We start from the raw sequence: 15,324 nt of genomic DNA on the forward strand, positions 1-15,324 counted from the left end.
CGCCGTTTCCGGACCTGTGCCCCGACCCGCCGCTCCTAGAATGCGGGTCCTCCGCAGCACCTCAGGGAAGTCCCAGAACATGCAAGTCTCCGCTTCGATCTTCAAGGCCTACGACGTCCGCGGCATCGTGCCCAGCACGCTCACGGAACAGGTGGCCGAAGGGCTGGGCCGCGCGTTCGGCACGGCCGCGCTGGCGGAAGGCGAAACCACGGTCGCGGTGGGGCGCGACGGCCGCCTGTCCGGCCCGTCGCTGTCGGCCGCCCTCGTGCGCGGCCTCACGTCCGCCGGCGTCGACGTGATCGACGTCGGTGTCTGCACGACGCCCATGCTCTATTTCGCCGCGTCGACGCTGTGCCAGAGCGGCATCCAGGTGACCGGCAGCCACAACCCGAAGGACTACAACGGCTTCAAGATGGTCCTCAAGGGCCGCGCCATCTACGGCGAGGAAATCCAGGACCTGCGCCGCACGATGGAGCAGGAGGACTGGAGCACCCAGGGCGGCGGCAAGGTCCGCAACGTGAACATCCTGCAACCGTACCGCGATCGCATCGTGGGCGACATCAAGCTCGCGCGGCCGATGAAGATCGTCGTCGACTGCGGCAACGGCGTGGCCGGCGCATCGGCGCCCGGCATCTTCCGCGCGCTCGGCTGCGAAGTGATCGAGCTGTTCAGCGAGGTCGACGGCAACTTCCCGAACCACCACCCGGACCCGAGCAAGCCCGAGAACCTGCGCGACCTGGTCGAGGCGCTGAAGACGAGCGGCGCGGAACTGGGCCTCGCGTTCGACGGCGACGGCGACCGGCTGGGCATCGTCACCAAGGACGGCAACACCATCTACCCGGACCGCCAGATCATGCTGTTCGCGCGCGACGTGCTGTCGCGCGTGCCGGGCGGCACCATCCTGTTCGACGTCAAGTGCACGCAACGCCTCGCGCCGGCCATCCGCGAAGCCGGCGGCCAGCCGCTGATGTTCAAGACGGGGCATTCGCTGATCAAGGCGAAGATGAAGGAAGTCGGCGCGCCGCTGGGGGGCGAGATGAGCGGCCACGTGTTCTTCAAGGAGCGCTGGTACGGCTTCGACGACGGCACCTACGCCGGCTGCCGCCTGCTGGAGATCCTGTCGCGCGAGCAGGATCCGAGCGCCGTGCTGGACGGCCTGCCCACCAGCTTCTCGACGCCGGAGCTGAACGTGCAGTGCGCCGAAGGCGAGCCGCACCGCCTGGTCGCCGAGCTGATGGCCAAGGCCAACTTCGCCAAGCCCGCCGAGGTGTCCACCATCGACGGCGTCCGCGTCGACTGGCCCGACGGCTTCGGCCTGGTCCGCGCGTCGAACACCACGCCCGTGCTGGTGCTGCGCTTCGAGGGCCACACCGAAGAAGCGCTGCACCGCATCGAGAAGGAGATGCTGGAGCTGCTGCGGTCCGTGAAGCCCGACGCCAAGATCGGCGCGGCGGCCCACTGAGTCGTGCGCGGCGCGCTGCGCGCCGCTGGCACCTTCCAACGCAGAGGACGCAGAGGGAAGACAGAGGACGCAGAGGGAACGACTTGATTCCTTCCTGTCCTGTCTTCTCTGTGTTCTCTGTCCCCTCTCTGCGTCCTCTGCGTTGAGCCGCGCGAAGCGCCCCCTGTCCTTCATCCCGCACCGCCGCATGGGTCCCCGGCAGGCGACTGCGGCGACAATGCCCGCCCAGTGAGAGTCCTGATCGTCAAGCTGTCCTCGCTCGGGGACGTGGTTCATGCCATGCCGGCGGTGCAGGACGTGCTGGCCTGCGTGCCGGGCGTGCAGGTGGATTGGGTCGTCGAGCGGGCGTTCGCGCCGCTGGTGGAGCGCTGCGAGGGCGTGTCGCTGGTCATCCCGTGCGAGTTGCGGCGCTGGGCGCGGTCGCCGCTGGCTGCGGAGACGCGGGCGGAGTGGCGCACCTTTCGCAAGGCACTGCGGGCCACGCGCTATGACGCGGTGCTCGACCTGCAAGGGCTGACCAAGTCGGCGCTCGTGGCCCGTGCAGCGCGCACCAGCGAATCGGGGCGGCGCTTCGCGCTCGGCAACCGCACCGATGGTGCCGGCTGGGAAGCGCCGACGCGCTGGGTGGCCGACGTCGCGGTCCCGATCACGCCGCGCACCGATGCCGTCACGCGGTCGCGCCTCCTGTGCGCCGCAGCCTTCGACTATGGAATGCCGTCGCCCCTTCGCTTCGGCCTGCGCGCGGCGCCGACGTCTCGCCGCGCGGCCGAGGTCGCCTTCGTGCACGGCACCTCGCGCGAGGACAAGTGCTGGCCGCAGGAGCACTGGATCGCGCTCGGCCGGTGCCTCGTCGAGCAGGGCCACGCCATCGGCCTGCCGCACGGCAGCGACGCCGAGCTCGCGCGCAGCGAGGCCATCGCCGCCGCGATCGGGCCCGCCGCGCAGGTGTGGCCGCGCATGGACCTGGGCGCGCTGACGGATCGCCTGGCCGCGTGCGCCGGCGTGATCGGCGTCGACAGCGGCCTGTCGCACATCGCCGTCGCCCTCGACCTGCCGCACGTGCAGGTCTACAACTTCGACACGGCCTGGCGCACCGGGCCGTCGGCGCCGCACCAGCGCAGCGTGTACGCGCAGCCGGCGCCGTCGCTCGACGCGGTATGGAACGCCTGGCTGGCCGTGCGGGGAGCGGCGTGATGCGCAAGCTCTACTCGCTCGTGATGCGCGGCGCGCAACCGCTGTTGCGCAGCAAGCTGCGCCGGCGCGGCGCGGCCGAGCCTGGCTACCTGGTCGCGGTCGACGAACGCTTCGGCCGCTACGACCAGCCGGCCACGCCCGGCGCTCTGTGGATCCATGCGGTGTCGCTCGGCGAAACGCGTGCCGCCGGCATCCTGCTGGCCGCGCTGCGCGAGCGCGATCCGGCGCTGCGCGTGCTGCTCACGCACGGCACGGCGACCGGCCGGGAAGAGGGATCGCGCCTGCTGCGCGAAGGCGACCAGCAGGCCTGGCTGCCCTGGGACACGCCGCACGCGGTGGCGCGCTTCCTCGCCCACTTCCGCCCCGCCGCCGGCGTGCTGATGGAGACCGAGGTCTGGCCCAACCTGGCGGACGCGTGCGAGCGCGAAGGCGTGCCGCTGCTGCTGGCGAACGCGCGCCTGTCGGAGCAGTCGCTGCGCAAGACGCTGCGCCTGCAGCGCCTCTCGCGCGCTGCCTATGGGTCGCTCGGCGCCGTGTGGGCGCAGACGCAAGCCGATGCGCAGCGCCTCGGCCGCGCGGGCGCGCAGGTGAGCGGCGTCTACGGCAACCTCAAGTTCGATGCCGAGCCCGACGCCGCGCTGCTGCAGCAGGGCCGCGACTGGCGCGCCCGCTCGGCCGCGCCGGTCATCATGTTCGCCAGCTCGCGCGAAGGCGAGGAGGCCGAGCTGCTGCGCATCCTGGCGGCGCAACGCGAGTTGTCCGGCGCCGGCTTCGCGCGCCGCGCCACGGATGGCGAAGCCGCCGCGGCCCGCTGGCTGCTCGTGCCGCGCCATCCGCAGCGCTTCGACGAAGTGGCGCAACTCGCGCAGCAGGCGGGCTTCCGCGTCGCGCGCCGCAGCGCGTGGGGTGCCGGCGGCCCACCGGACGCGGACCTCTGGATCGGCGATTCGCTCGGCGAGATGCCGCTGTACTACGGCCTGGCGGACGTTGCGCTGCTGGGCGGCAGCTTCCTCCCCTTGGGTGGCCAGAACCTGATCGAAGCGGCGGCTTGCGGCTGCCCGGTCGTGATGGGGCCGCACACCTTCAACTTCGCCGAGGCGGCCGAGCGCGCGCAGGCCGAGGGCGGGGCGGTCCGCGTGGCGACGATGGAGGAGGGGGTGCGCGCCGCGCAGGCCCTGGTGGCCGACCCCGCCCGGCGCGGCGAGGTGGTGGCGAACGCCACCCGCTTCGCGCAGGCGCACCGCGGCGCGGCGGCGAAGACCGCGGACGCGATCCTCGCGCTGCTGCGGCGGCAGGGGCGCCGGCTTACTTCGTGAGCAGCGCGTTCAGGCGCGCGAGGTCTTCGGGCACCAGCGTCCCGTTGGCCTGCCGCAGCTTGAGCTGGCCGAGCAGCACGTTGTAGCGGGCCTGCGCGAGATCGCGCTTGGTCTGGTACAGCTGGCTCTGCGCGTTCAGCACGTCGATGTTGATGCGCACGCCGACCTGGTACCCCAGGCGGTTGGCGTCGAGCGCGCTCTGGCTGGACGCCTCGGCGGCTTCCAGCGCGCGCACCTGGCCCTGGCCGGAGACGAGCCCGAGGTACGCGGCGCGGGTGGCCTGCGCCACCGTGCGGCGCGCGTTGTCCAGGTCCGCTTCGGCCTTCTGTTCCAGCGACAGGGTCTCGCGCACGCGGTTCTGGGTCGCGAAGCCGGCGAACAGCGGCACCGTCAGCACGACGCCGGCCGTGGCCACGCGCGGCTGCGTGCCCAGGTTGCTGCCCGAGGAGCCGCCGATGTTGTGCAGGTTGGTGTAGCTGGCCTGCGCGTCCAGGGTCGGCTTGTGGCCGGCCTTGGCCTTGTCGGTTTCCAGCTTGGCGATCTCGAGGTTCGTGCGCGCGACCTGGATGGTGGGGTTGGCGTTGTCGGCCAGCGCCACCCACGCCTCGGGATCGGCCGGCTCCGGCGGTGCCAGCTGCAGCGGCGCGGCGACCGAGACCGGCTGCACGTTCTTCTGGCCGACCAGCGACTCCAGCGCGAGCTTCTTGACGCGCAGGTCGTTCTCGGCCGCGATCTCCTGGGCGTTGCCCAGGTCGTAGCGGGCCTGCGCCTCGCGCGTGTCGGTGATGGTGGCGGTGCCGACCTCGAAGTTGCGCTTGGCGCTGGCCAGCTGCTCGCCGACGGCGGCCTTCTGCGCCTTGACGAATTCCAGCGTGTCCTGCGCCGCCAGCACGTCGAAGTAGGCCTGGCTGACGCGCACGATCAGGTCCTGCTGCGCGCCGGTCAGCTGCGCCTCGGCCAGCTGCACCTGTCGCTTGCCCTGTTCGTAGGTCGCCCAGTTGGCGGGCCGGTACAGGGGCTGGGTGGCGGTGAGCGTGGTGTTGAACGTGTTGTAGGCGTTCGGGTTGCCGGGGCCCGTGGGGATGCCGCCGATGTCCGAATGCGAGCGCGAATAGCTGGACGACAGGCTGGCCGAGGGCAGGATCGCGGCGCGCGCCTGGTCGGCCCGGGCGAGGTTGGCGTCGTACTGCGCCTTGGCCGATTGCCATGCGGCGTCCTGGCCGCGTGCCGCCTCGTACAGCGCCAGCAGGCTCTGGGCCGAGGCCGGCGCGGCGGACAGGGCCGCGGCGATGGCTGCCGCGAGGGGAACGAGCCGCTTCGATTTCATGCCTTCTCCGTCTGTCGTGTGTCGTTGTCGTTCAGTACCTCGGCACCGAGGGGTCGCGCTCGCGCGACCAGGCATCGATGCCGCCCGCGATGTTGGCCACGCGGGTGAAGCCGTTCTGCGCCAGGAACATGGCCACCCGCATGCTGCGGGCGCCGTGATGGCACAAGCATGCTATGGGCTGGTCCGGGTCCAGTCGACTGATTTGCGACGGAACGTCGCCCATGGGGATGGACAGCACGTGGAAGGGGCCAGGCTGCACGGCGGCCGCCTGCAGTTCGGCGGGCTCGCGGACGTCGAGGACGACACCGTCGCCGCCCTGGGCCGCCAGCCAGGCATCGACATCGGACGGGCGGACCTGGTCGATCATGGGCTCAGAACTTGAAGCGGGAGGGGGCCGGGAAGTGCAGCAGGCGCGGGGCCATGGTGTCCCAGCGCTGCGCCGTCGTGGTGGTGGTGTCGCCGGTGCGCGTGACCAGCGTGGCGCGCATCACGGGGTCGTCGCCGACGATCGTCACCAGACGGCCGCCGACCTTCAGCTGCTGCACCAGCGCCGCCGGCACTTCCGCGACCGACCCGGACAGCACGATGACGTCGAACGGGCCTTCCGCGGCCAGCCCGCGGGAGCCGTCCGCCTCGCGCACTTCCACGTTGCGCACGCCGGCGCGCTGCAGGTTCTCGCGCGCCATGCGGGCCAGCTCCGGTTCGATCTCCAGGCTGACCACGCGCTGGGCGCGGGCGCCCAGCAGGGCGGCCATGTAGCCGGAGCCGGTGCCCACCTCCAGCACCTTCTCGTGCCGCTTCGGCGAGACCTCCTGCAGCAGCCGAGCCTCCATCTTGGGCTCCAGCATCACCTGGCCGGTGCGCATCCCGTCCTCCAGGGTGCCGCGCAGCGGGATCATCATGTCCGCGAAGGCCAGCCCCCTGTGGTGCGGCGGCACGAACTCCTCGCGCTTGACGACGGACAGGAGGTCCAGGATCTCCAGGTCGAGCACGTCCCAGGGGCGGATCTGCTGCTCGATCATGTTGAAGCGGAGCTGGTCGATGGAAGGCTGGCTGCTCATGGCGGTGCGCGTGGCGTTCAGGACAAACCGTCCATTTTAGAAGCGGGCACGGCCCCGGATGGGCCACCGCCTCCCGAGGTGGGGGCCGCGGCCGGCCGGCGGCGCTTGCGGTTCGCCCAGGCGGCGAGGTCGTCCAGGTAGCAGTAGACGACCGGCACGACCACCAGCGTCAGCAGCGAGGAGGTGATGACGCCGCCGATCACGGCCTGCCCCATGGGGGCGCGCTGCTCCGATCCCTCGCTCAGGGCGAAGGCGAGCGGGACCATGCCGAAGATCATCGCCAGCGTGGTCATCAGGATCGGGCGCAGGCGCACGCGGGCGGCCAGCAGCAGCGCCTCGGCACGTTCCATCCCCTCCTCGCGCATGCGGATGGCGAAGTCCACCAGCAGGATGGCGTTCTTGGTCACCAGGCCCATGAGCATCACGATGCCGATGATGGAGAACATCGACAGCGTGGAGCCGAACGCCATCAGCGCCAGCACGACGCCGATCAGGGTCAGCGGCAGCGACGTCATCAGCGCCAGCGGCTGCAGGAAGCTCTTGAACTGGCTGGCCAGGATCATGTAGATGAAGATCACGGCCATCACGAGCGCCGACACCGCGTAGCCGAACGACTCCGCCATGTTCTTGGCCGAGCCGCTGAACTGCCAGCGGTAGCCCGGGGGCAGGCCCACTTCCTCCACCCTGCGCTTGATGTCCGCGGAGATCTCGCCCGCCCCGCGGCCGGCGGCGTTGCCGTTGATGGCGACTTCGCGCGTGAGGTCGCGCCGGTTGATCTGGTTGGCGCCGGTGCCGTCGCGCACGTCCGCCACCTGGTTCAGGCGCACGATGCGCATGCTGCCATCCGGGTTGGTGCCGACGGCGAAGGGCACGCGTTCCAGCTGTTGCGGCGACGTGCGCGCCTCGGGCGCGAGGCGCACGTTGACGTCGTAGGTCTGGTCGTCCGGGGCGCGCCATGTGGCCACGGTCTGGCCCGCGACCAGCGTGCGCAGCGCGCTGCCGACCTGGCCCACGGACAGGCCCAGGTCCGAGGCGGCGTCACGCCGCAGTTGCACCTGCACCGTCGGCTTGGCCGGCTTGGCGCTGGAATCGAGGTCGACCAGGCCGGGGATGCCGCGGATGCGGTCCATCACCGTGCGGGCGATGCGCTCCAGCTCCTTCTGGTCCGGACCCTGGAGCGAGAACTCCACCTGCTTGTTGCCACCGACGGCGTCGAGCAGGCCGACGTGGGTGACGGTGATGCCGGGGACCTGCTGCAGCCGCTGGCGCAGCACGCCCGACATCTGGTCGACGCTGCGCGCGCGGTCCTTGCGGTCCACCAGGCGCACGTAGATCGATGCGTACATCTTGCCGGCCGCGTTGCCGGTGTTGATGGTCGACAGCGTGTAGCGCACCTCGGGGAACTCGCGAATGATCGATTCGACCTGGCGCGCCTTGCTCTCGGTCAGCTCCAGCGAGGAATCCATCGGCGTGTAGAAGCTGACGCTGGTCTCGGAGAAGTCGGCCTTCGGCACGAACTCGGTGCCCAGCAGCGGCACCATGAAGACGCTGGCGACGAAGATGCCGGTGGCCACGAGCACGGTCGTGAGCTTGTGGCCCAGCGCCCAGCGCAGCAGCGACTGGTAGCCCTCGGCCATCGACTCGGTCGCGCGGTCGAACCAGCCGGTGACGCGGCCGATGGTGCGGTCGTACAGGGAGTTGCCGCGCGGCTTGCCGTGCGCCTCGATCTCGGGGTCGTGCCACACCGACGACAGCATCGGGTCGAGCGTGAAGCTCACGAACATCGAGATCAGCACGGCGGCCACGATGGTGATGCCGAACTCGTGGAAGAACTTGCCGATGATCCCCTGCATGAACCCGATCGGCAGGAACACGGCGACGATGGAGAAGGTGGTGGCCAGCACCGCCAGCCCGATCTCCTGCGTGCCGTCCAGCGAGGCCTGCCAGGGCGTCTTGCCCATCTGCACGTGGCGCACGATGTTCTCGCGCACCACGATGGCGTCGTCGATCAGCAGGCCCACGCACAGCGACAGCGCCATCAGCGTGATCATGTTGACCGTGAACCCGAACCAGTTCATGAACAGGAAGGTGCCGATCAGCGCGATGGGCAGCGTCAGGCCGGTGATGACGGTCGAACGCCAGGAGTTCAGGAACAGGAACACGATCAGCACGGTGAGGATCGCGCCCTCGATCAGCGTGCGGCGCACGTTCTCCACCGCGACGCGGATCGGCCGCGAGCCGTCCTGGATCTGTTCCAGCCGCACCCCCGGCGGCAGCTGCGCCTGCATCTCGGCGACCGTGGCCTTCAGGCCGTCGATCACCGCGATCGTGTTCTCGTCCTGCGCCTTCTGCACCGACAGCAGCAGCGTGCGCTGGCCGTTGTAGAGGGCCAGGCTGTCGACTTCCTGCGGGCCGTCGTTGACGCGCGCGACCTGCTCCAGGCGCACGGGGGCCCCGTTGCGGCGGGCGACGATCAGCTTGCCGAATTCCTCCGGCCGCTGCATGCGGGCATCGACCTGCACGACGCGTTCCTGCGCCAGCGAGCGCACCGCGCCGACGGGCAGGTCCTGGCTTTCGTTGCGCACCGCCGTCGCGACCTGGTCGGGCGTGATGCCGAAGGCTTCCAGCGCCTGCGGGTCCAGGTAGATGTTCACCTCGCGCTTGCTGCCGCCCACCAGCGTGACGGAGCCGACGCCGCGCACGTTCTCCAGCCGCTTCTTGAGCACCTGGTCGGCCCAGTTGGTGAGCTCCACCGCGCTCATCGGCCTGGTCGCTTTCGCGTCCGGCAGCACCGCGACCGACCACACGGCGCGCGCCGACGGGTCGAAGCGCAGTACGCGCGGCTCCTTCACCTCGGTGCGGAACAGCGGCCGGATGGCGGCGACCTTCTCGCGCACGTCCTCGGCCGCCTTGCGCCCGTCGATGTGCAGCTGGAACTGCAGGATCACGACCGACAGGCCGTCGTAGGTGCGCGAGGTCAGCGAGTCGATGCCCGCGATGGAGTTGACGGCTTCCTCGACCTTGCGCGTCACCTCGCTCTCGACCACCTCGGGCGACGCGCCCGGGTACTCGGTCTGCACGACCACGACCGGGAAGTCGATGTTGGGGAACTGGTCGACGTTCAGGCGCTGCAGCGAGAACAGCCCGAGCACCACCAGCGCCAGCATCACCATGGTGGCGAACACCGGGTTCTTCAGGCTGACGCGGGTGAACCACATGGGTCAGGCTGCCTTCGCGCCGGAAGCCGCGGGCGCGGCGGTGGTGCCGCCGGTGAAGCGCACCGCGGTGCCTTCGCGCAGCTGGCCCAGGTGGCCCTTCAGCACGGTGGTCCCCGCGGGCACGCCGTCGACGGCGACCCACGTTTCGTTCGCGGCCTCGCCGCGCGCGCCTTGCTGCACGGCTTTGTGCACGACGCGGCCGCCTTCGACGACCTGCACGTACGGCGACGGCTTGTCGGCGCGGATGGCGGCGAGGGGAACGGCCGTCGCCTTCGTCGCGCCGGTCAGCACGCGCCCTTGCGCGAACAGGCCCTGCCGCAGGCCGGCGGGGTCGTCGATGGACAGGTAGGCCAGCACGCTGCGGCTGCCCGCCTGCGCGCTCGGGTTGATGCGCGCGACGCGCGCCGGCACGGGGCGCTCGAGGCCTTCCACCTTCAGCTGCGCGGCCTGGCCGGCCTGCAGCTGCACCGAGTCGGCGGCGCCCAGCGTCGCTTCGAGCTCGAGGCGGCGCAGGTCGACGATGTCCAGCACCTTGGCGTCGATGCCGACGCGCTCGCCCGGCTGTGCCACGCGCTGCGACACGACGCCGTCGATGGGCGCGCGCAGGACGGTGTCGTCCAGCGTCTTGCGCGCGACGTCCGCCGCGGCGGTGGAAGCCTGGTACGTGGCCTTCGCGGCGTTGAGGTTGTCCAGCGAGGTGTCGAGCGCCGTCCTGGAGATGAAGCCCTGGTCGACCAGCGCCTTGTTGTTGTCGTACTGGCGCTGCGCGATCTCGATCTGCGCCTTGGCCGCGTCGGCCTGCTGCTGCGCCTGGCGCAGGCGCCCCTGCGATTCGGTGGGGTCGATGCGCGCCAGCACCTGGCCGGCCTTGACGACGTCGCCTTCGCGCACCGTCAGGCCCTGCAGTTCGCCGGCCACGCGCGCCTTGACGGCGGCGCTGTTCACGGCACGCAGCGAGCCGGACACCGGCACGCCGGTGGTGAGCTCGAGCTCCTGCGCGCGCACGACGTCGGTCTGCGCGAGTTCGACGACGACCTCGGCCTTCGCAGCGGCCGCGGGTGCTGCCGCCTCGCGCGCCTTGCGCGCGCCGATGGCGCGCCAGCCGAGGAACACGACCACCAGGCCGACGACGAGGACCGCCAGCAACCACTTGCGGGACCGAGTCATCGGCGCTGCTCCTGCGCGGGCCGGGCGCAGACGCCCGACAGCAGGTTGTCGGCCATCGCCTCGATGTAGCGCAGCGGGTCCAGCTGGTAGTCCTGCGGCGAGCAGGGCCCGAGCGAGTGCTTCATCATGATCAGGAACACGATCGGCGCGACGATGGAGTAAACGGAGTTGTCGACGTCCAGCGGGCGGAACTCGCCGCTGTCGACGCCTCGCTGCAGGATGCGCCGGATCAACTCGGTGCCCGGGCGGATCACTTCCTGCTGGTAGAAGGCGGCGAGCTCGGGGAAGTTGCGCGCCTCGCTGATCATCAGCTTGGTGATGCCCGATGCGCGGGTGGCGCCGATGCGCTCCCACCAGACGCGCATGCAGTAGCGCACCATCTCGGCGGACGTGCCCTCGAACTTCTCGAATTCGTCCTGCCACTCGCCGAAGCGGCCGGAGATGTTCTCGCGCACGACGGCCTTGAACAGTTCTTCCTTGCTGGGGAAGTAGAGGAACAGCGTGCCCTTGGACACGCCAGCACGTGCCGCGACTTCCTCGGAGCGCGTGGCAGCGAAGCCCTTCTCGACGAACAGGTCCAGCGCCGCATCCAGCAGTTCGCCGGGACGTGCTTCCTTGCGCCGCTCGCGGCGGGCAGCCGGCTCGTCGGCGTCCGCGGGCCGGCTCAGGGGTTTGGTCGAAGCCATCGGTCCTGCCTATCTACTGACTGACTGGTTAGTAATGTACCCGCCACCCGATTCGATGGTCAAGACAGGCGGCCGCATGTGAGCGGACGCTTCCGCTCAGGGGCTCAAAGTGGCTGGCGTTGCACCAGCAGGCCGAGCGCTTCGCGCAGCACGATCCGCGAATCGGCCAGTCCCTCGCCCGAGGGAATCCACAGGAGGAGGGGCCGCATCTGCGGGGTCAGGAACCCGGTCGGCGCCGGCACCACTTCGAACCCGGCACGCTCGAATTCGCGCTGCGCGCGCGGCATGTGCCAGGCATGCGTGACCAGCGCGATGCGGCGCACGCCCGCGGGCTGGAGGAGCTCCCAGCTGCGCTGGGCGTTCTCATGCGTGTCGCGCGACTCGCCGTCCACCCAGCGCGGGGTGATGCCGAAGTCCCGCTGCAGGGCGGCCCGGGCCGCGTCGCCTTCGGGGGCGATGTCGCCGCCGATCGACGCCCAGCCGATGCCGCCCGAAAACGCCAGGGGCTTGCCGCTCGAGCGCGCCAGCCGGGCGCCGTAGCGCAGGCGCGCCAACAGGTAGCCGTTCGGCTGCGCGACCTCGTACTCCGGCGCGTCGCGCAACACGCCCGCGCCGAGCACGACGACGGCCTGCACGCGATCAAGCGCAGCCGGTCGCAGCGGCTGGACCGTGGGCAGCAGCAGGTGCGACAGCCACAACGCGAAGCCCGAGCAGCTGAGCAGCCAGATCTGCACGCCCGCGAACGCGGACACTGCGAGGCCCAGCCGCTTGCGGCGTCCGGCCGCCAGCAGGAGGCCGATGGACAGCAGCAGCAGCGGGGCGGTAGGGGGGAGCGCCAGCGCACTGAGCACCGGCTTGAGTTCACCGAGTTCCATCGAGGGGCGATGCTAGCGGGGCCGCGGCCCGCCCCCGCGCGGAGTTACAGTGGCGGCCCTTCCAAGGAGAGACGGCCATGAGCGAACAGACCATCGTCCTCGGCGGCGGCTGCTTCTGGTGCACCGAAGCCGTGTACGTGCAGGTGCGCGGCATCACCGACGTCGAGTCCGGCTATGCCAACGGCACCGTGGACCAGCCGACGTACGAGCAGGTCTGCACGGGCCGCACCGGCCACAACGAGGTGGTCAAGCTCACCTACGACCCGGCCCGGATCAGCACGCGGCAGGTCCTGGAGATCTTCTTCGTCGTGCACGACCCCACCCAGCTGAACCGGCAGGGCAACGACGTCGGCACCCAGTACCGCAGCGGCATCTACTACACGACCGACGAGCAGAAGGCCGAGGCTGAAAAGATCGTGCAGGAGCTCGAGCGCGACAAGGTCTACGGCAAGCCGGTGGTCACCGAGATCCAGCCGCTGCGCAGCTACTGGCCCGCGGAGCCGTACCACCAGGACTTCTTCGAGCGCAACCCCACGCAGGGTTACTGCATGGCGGTCGCGGCGCCGAAGGTCGCCAAGTTCCGCAAGACGTTCTCCGAGCTGTCCAAAGGCTGACCGGCTCGATGCGTCGCTTCTGGTCCTGGGTCTTCGCCTGCGCGCTGCTCGCGGCGCACACGCTCGGCGCCGTCCATGGCGTGGCGCATGCGCGCCTGGCGAGCGGGCCGGCCGCGTCCTCGAAAGCCGTCGCCACGGCGTCGCTCGGCGGCCTGTTCAAGACCCACGACGACGGCAGCGGCTGCCGCCTGTTCGACCAGCTGTCGCACGGCGATGCGGCGCCGACCGCGGCTGTCGCTATCGCGCCCCTGGCGACGACTGATTGCGTGCTGCCGACCGAGGTCGGTGTCGCGGCCTCCTCCGTCCTCCCTTTCCGCGCCCGCGGCCCGCCCTTCCTCGCCTGAACCGGTCCCGCCGCCTGCGCATCGCGCAGGCGATTCCGTGTCTTTCGAGGATTTCCCATGTCCCATTCATTCGCGCGAGGCGCCGTCCTCGCGCTGTGCGCCAGTGGCGCCGTGGCCTTCGCGCAGGAGGCGCCGCGCCGCGCGCTGCCGGACGTCACCGTCACCGGCAACCCGCTCGGTGACGACGACGTCAGCACGCCGGTGCAGCAGTTGTCCGGCACCGGCCTGCTGCTGCGCGCGCAGTCCAGCCTGGGCGAGACGCTCAACGCCACGCCCGGCGTGTCCAGCACCTACTTCGGCCCGACGGCCAGCCGGCCGGTCATCCGCGGGCTCGACGGCGACCGCATCCGCATCCTGAGCAACAGCGGCGCCGCCTTCGACGTGTCGGGCGTGAGCTACGACCATGCGGTCGCGGTCGACCCGATCACGATCGAGCGCATCGAAGTGCTGCGCGGGCCCGCCGCGCTGCTCTACGGCGGCAGCGCCGTCGGCGGCGTGGTCAACCTGATCGACAACCGCATCCCGCGCGACCCGTTGGACGGTACGACCGGCCGCGCCCACTTCTCGCTGGCGAGCGGCGCGCGCGAGGCCGCCGGCGCGGTGCACGTGGATTCGGGCACTGACCGCTATGGCTTGCACGCGGATGCGTACCGCCGCAGCAGCGACGACGTCGCCGTGCCCGCCGCGCTGTCCTGCGCGCCCGGCGGCGTGCCGCGGCTGCAGCGCCGCATCTGCAATTCCGCGGCCCAGGCCGAGGGCGGCGCCGTGGGCGGTTCGCTGTTCTTCGACGGCGGCCATCTCGGCGCCTCGGTCTCGACCCATGGCAGCGACTACGGCGCCGTGGCCGAGGACGAGGCGACGATCAGGATGCGCTCGACGCGCTACGCGCTGGAAGGCGAGTGGCGCAAGCCGATCGGCCCCTTCGAATCCGTGAAGCTGCAAGCCAGCCGTACCGCATACCGGCACACCGAATTCGACGGAGGCGTGCCGGGCACGGTGTTCCGCACCGGCGGCAACGACCTGCGGCTGCAGGCCCGGCATGTGCCGCTCGGCCCTCTGCGCGGCGTCGTCGGGCTGCAGGTGGAGGCGACGCACTTCTCGGCGGAGGGCGACGAAGCCTTCGCGCCACCCAGCCGCACGTCACAGCAGGCGCTGTATGCGTTCGAGGAGGCCGGCATCGGCGACCTCAAGGCCACCTTCGGCGGCCGCATCGAGCAGGTGCGCGTGCGGTCGCTCGGCGATCCACTGCTGGCGCGCTTCCCGCAGGCCGACCGCAGTTTCCAGCCGCGCAGCGTGGCGGCCGCCCTGAACTGGAAACTCGCGGGCGAGTGGCAGTGGAGCGCCAGCGTCGCGCGCACCGAGCGCGCGCCGCGCGACTACGAGTTGTTCGCCGATGGCCCGCATCTCGCCACCTCCGCCTACGAAGTCGGTGATGCGACCCTGTCCGTCGAGCGCTCCGTCGGCGTCGACACCGGCGTGCGCTGGCAACGCGGCACGACACGCGCCGAGCTGCGCGCGTGGGCCACCGAGTTCGCGAACTACGTGACGTTGTATTCGACCGGGACGGCGCGCGATGACCTGCCCGTGCTGGCCTACCGCGCCGCGCGGGCTCGCTTCGCGGGCGGCGAGGCGAACGGGGCCGTGCGGCTGCCGGCGTTCGCGCCGGGCCAGTGGGACCTCGAGTGGCGTGCCGACGTCGTGCGGGCCACGAATCGCGACACGGGCGAGCCGCTGCCGCGCATCGCGCCCGCGCGCGCCGGGGCGACGCTGGCGTGGACGCACGACGCCTGGGGCGCCCGTCTCGGAGGCGATGCGTACGCAGCGCAACGCCGCGTGCCGGCCGGCGACTTGCCGACAGCGGGGTACACGCTCTGGAACGCCGCGCTCACGTGGAAGCAACAGCGCGGCCCCGTAGGGCTGCTCTGGTACGCGCGCGTCGACAACCTGGCGGACAAGCTGGCGTCGAGCGCGAGCTCCATCCTCACGCAGACGCAGCCGGGGCGCGTTCCGCTGCCCGGCCGCAGCATCAAGCTGGGCGTCCAGGCGACGTTCTGAACGGA

Annotated in this window: 13 protein-coding genes; 6 read left to right on the forward strand and 7 right to left on the reverse strand. The window is 71.1% G+C overall.

Annotated elements, in window-relative coordinates:
- Positions 1 to 79 precede the first annotated feature (79 nt).
- The 3 genes from I8E28_RS06695 to I8E28_RS06705 all read left to right on the forward strand — a co-directional run bounded on the left by I8E28_RS06695 (position 80) and on the right by I8E28_RS06705 (position 3,972).
- Positions 80 to 1,462 carry a phosphomannomutase/phosphoglucomutase gene (locus I8E28_RS06695; RefSeq protein WP_200787216.1) on the forward strand — a complete coding sequence of 461 codons (1,383 nt, stop codon included), beginning with the start codon at positions 80 to 82 and terminating at the stop codon, positions 1,460 to 1,462.
- Positions 1,463 to 1,690: 228 nt separating this feature from the next.
- A complete protein-coding gene (waaC, locus tag I8E28_RS06700; protein ID WP_200787217.1) occupies positions 1,691 to 2,656 on the forward strand; it encodes a lipopolysaccharide heptosyltransferase I in 966 nt (321 codons plus the stop codon).
- Positions 2,656 to 3,972, forward strand: a complete 1,317-nt coding sequence (locus tag I8E28_RS06705) for a 3-deoxy-D-manno-octulosonic acid transferase (RefSeq protein ID WP_239027195.1) — start codon at positions 2,656 to 2,658, stop codon at positions 3,970 to 3,972. The genes waaC and I8E28_RS06705 overlap by 1 nt, the downstream gene beginning before the upstream one ends.
- On the opposite strand, the gene I8E28_RS06710 is transcribed toward I8E28_RS06705, so the two are convergent.
- The 7 genes from I8E28_RS06710 to I8E28_RS06740 all read right to left on the reverse strand — a co-directional run bounded on the left by I8E28_RS06710 (position 3,962) and on the right by I8E28_RS06740 (position 12,306).
- Positions 3,962 to 5,299: a TolC family outer membrane protein gene (locus I8E28_RS06710; protein ID WP_200787219.1), complete on the reverse strand. Its 1,338-nt coding sequence runs from the start codon at positions 5,297 to 5,299 to the stop codon at positions 3,962 to 3,964. The two genes, I8E28_RS06705 and I8E28_RS06710, sit on opposite strands and share 11 nt — an antisense overlap.
- Before the next feature lie 31 nt (positions 5,300 to 5,330).
- Positions 5,331 to 5,666, reverse strand: coding sequence for a rhodanese-like domain-containing protein (locus I8E28_RS06715; protein WP_200787220.1), 336 nt, complete (start codon positions 5,664 to 5,666; stop codon positions 5,331 to 5,333).
- A 4-nt stretch (positions 5,667 to 5,670) separates the two neighbouring features.
- The gene (locus I8E28_RS06720; RefSeq protein WP_200787221.1) at positions 5,671 to 6,360 is read right to left on the reverse strand and encodes a protein-L-isoaspartate O-methyltransferase family protein; all 690 of its coding nucleotides are present in this window, start codon (positions 6,358 to 6,360) and stop codon (positions 5,671 to 5,673) included.
- A gap of 17 nt (positions 6,361 to 6,377) precedes the next feature.
- Positions 6,378 to 9,578 (reverse strand): efflux RND transporter permease subunit, encoded by a 3,201-nt coding sequence (locus I8E28_RS06725; protein ID WP_200787222.1) that lies wholly within the window; start codon positions 9,576 to 9,578, stop codon positions 6,378 to 6,380.
- A gap of 3 nt (positions 9,579 to 9,581) precedes the next feature.
- Positions 9,582 to 10,745: an efflux RND transporter periplasmic adaptor subunit gene (locus I8E28_RS06730; RefSeq protein WP_200787223.1), complete on the reverse strand. Its 1,164-nt coding sequence runs from the start codon at positions 10,743 to 10,745 to the stop codon at positions 9,582 to 9,584.
- Positions 10,742 to 11,431 (reverse strand): TetR/AcrR family transcriptional regulator, encoded by a 690-nt coding sequence (locus tag I8E28_RS06735; RefSeq protein WP_200787224.1) that lies wholly within the window; start codon positions 11,429 to 11,431, stop codon positions 10,742 to 10,744. Before I8E28_RS06735 ends, I8E28_RS06730 begins: the two co-directional genes overlap by 4 nt.
- A gap of 104 nt (positions 11,432 to 11,535) precedes the next feature.
- Positions 11,536 to 12,306, reverse strand: coding sequence for a YdcF family protein (locus tag I8E28_RS06740; RefSeq protein WP_200787225.1), 771 nt, complete (start codon positions 12,304 to 12,306; stop codon positions 11,536 to 11,538).
- A gap of 77 nt (positions 12,307 to 12,383) precedes the next feature.
- Between I8E28_RS06740 and msrA the strand changes: the two genes are divergently transcribed.
- Genes msrA through I8E28_RS06755 form a run of 3 tightly spaced genes read left to right on the forward strand, consistent with a single transcriptional unit; the run spans position 12,384 to position 15,319 of the window.
- The gene (gene msrA, locus I8E28_RS06745) at positions 12,384 to 12,920 is read left to right on the forward strand and encodes a peptide-methionine (S)-S-oxide reductase MsrA (protein WP_200787226.1); all 537 of its coding nucleotides are present in this window, start codon (positions 12,384 to 12,386) and stop codon (positions 12,918 to 12,920) included.
- Positions 12,921 to 12,928: 8 nt separating this feature from the next.
- Positions 12,929 to 13,264, forward strand: a complete 336-nt coding sequence (locus I8E28_RS06750; protein WP_200787227.1) for a hypothetical protein — start codon at positions 12,929 to 12,931, stop codon at positions 13,262 to 13,264.
- Positions 13,265 to 13,321: 57 nt separating this feature from the next.
- Positions 13,322 to 15,319 (forward strand): TonB-dependent receptor, encoded by a 1,998-nt coding sequence (locus I8E28_RS06755; protein ID WP_200787228.1) that lies wholly within the window; start codon positions 13,322 to 13,324, stop codon positions 15,317 to 15,319.
- Positions 15,320 to 15,324: the final 5 nt, after the last annotated feature.

The sequence above is a fragment of the Ramlibacter algicola genome, assembly GCF_016641735.1.
GTDB lineage: Bacteria > Pseudomonadota > Gammaproteobacteria > Burkholderiales > Burkholderiaceae_C > Ramlibacter > Ramlibacter algicola.

Bases quoted from the DNA above. Each gene is read 5' to 3' on its own strand.
- I8E28_RS06695 (WP_200787216.1), top strand. From the start codon at position 80: ATGCAAGTCTCCGCTTCGATCTTCAAGGCCTACGACGTCCGCGGCATC.
- I8E28_RS06705 (WP_239027195.1), top strand. From the start codon at position 2,656: ATGCGCAAGCTCTACTCGCTCGTGATGCGCGGCGCGCAACCGCTGTTG.
- I8E28_RS06710 (WP_200787219.1), bottom strand. From the start codon at position 5,299: ATGAAATCGAAGCGGCTCGTTCCCCTCGCGGCAGCCATCGCCGCGGCC.
- I8E28_RS06715 (WP_200787220.1), bottom strand. From the start codon at position 5,666: ATGATCGACCAGGTCCGCCCGTCCGATGTCGATGCCTGGCTGGCGGCC.
- I8E28_RS06720 (WP_200787221.1), bottom strand. From the start codon at position 6,360: ATGAGCAGCCAGCCTTCCATCGACCAGCTCCGCTTCAACATGATCGAG.
- I8E28_RS06725 (WP_200787222.1), bottom strand. From the start codon at position 9,578: ATGTGGTTCACCCGCGTCAGCCTGAAGAACCCGGTGTTCGCCACCATG.
- I8E28_RS06730 (WP_200787223.1), bottom strand. From the start codon at position 10,745: ATGACTCGGTCCCGCAAGTGGTTGCTGGCGGTCCTCGTCGTCGGCCTG.
- I8E28_RS06735 (WP_200787224.1), bottom strand. From the start codon at position 11,431: ATGGCTTCGACCAAACCCCTGAGCCGGCCCGCGGACGCCGACGAGCCG.
- I8E28_RS06740 (WP_200787225.1), bottom strand. From the start codon at position 12,306: ATGGAACTCGGTGAACTCAAGCCGGTGCTCAGTGCGCTGGCGCTCCCC.
- msrA (WP_200787226.1), top strand. From the start codon at position 12,384: ATGAGCGAACAGACCATCGTCCTCGGCGGCGGCTGCTTCTGGTGCACC.
- I8E28_RS06750 (WP_200787227.1), top strand. From the start codon at position 12,929: ATGCGTCGCTTCTGGTCCTGGGTCTTCGCCTGCGCGCTGCTCGCGGCG.
- I8E28_RS06755 (WP_200787228.1), top strand. From the start codon at position 13,322: ATGTCCCATTCATTCGCGCGAGGCGCCGTCCTCGCGCTGTGCGCCAGT.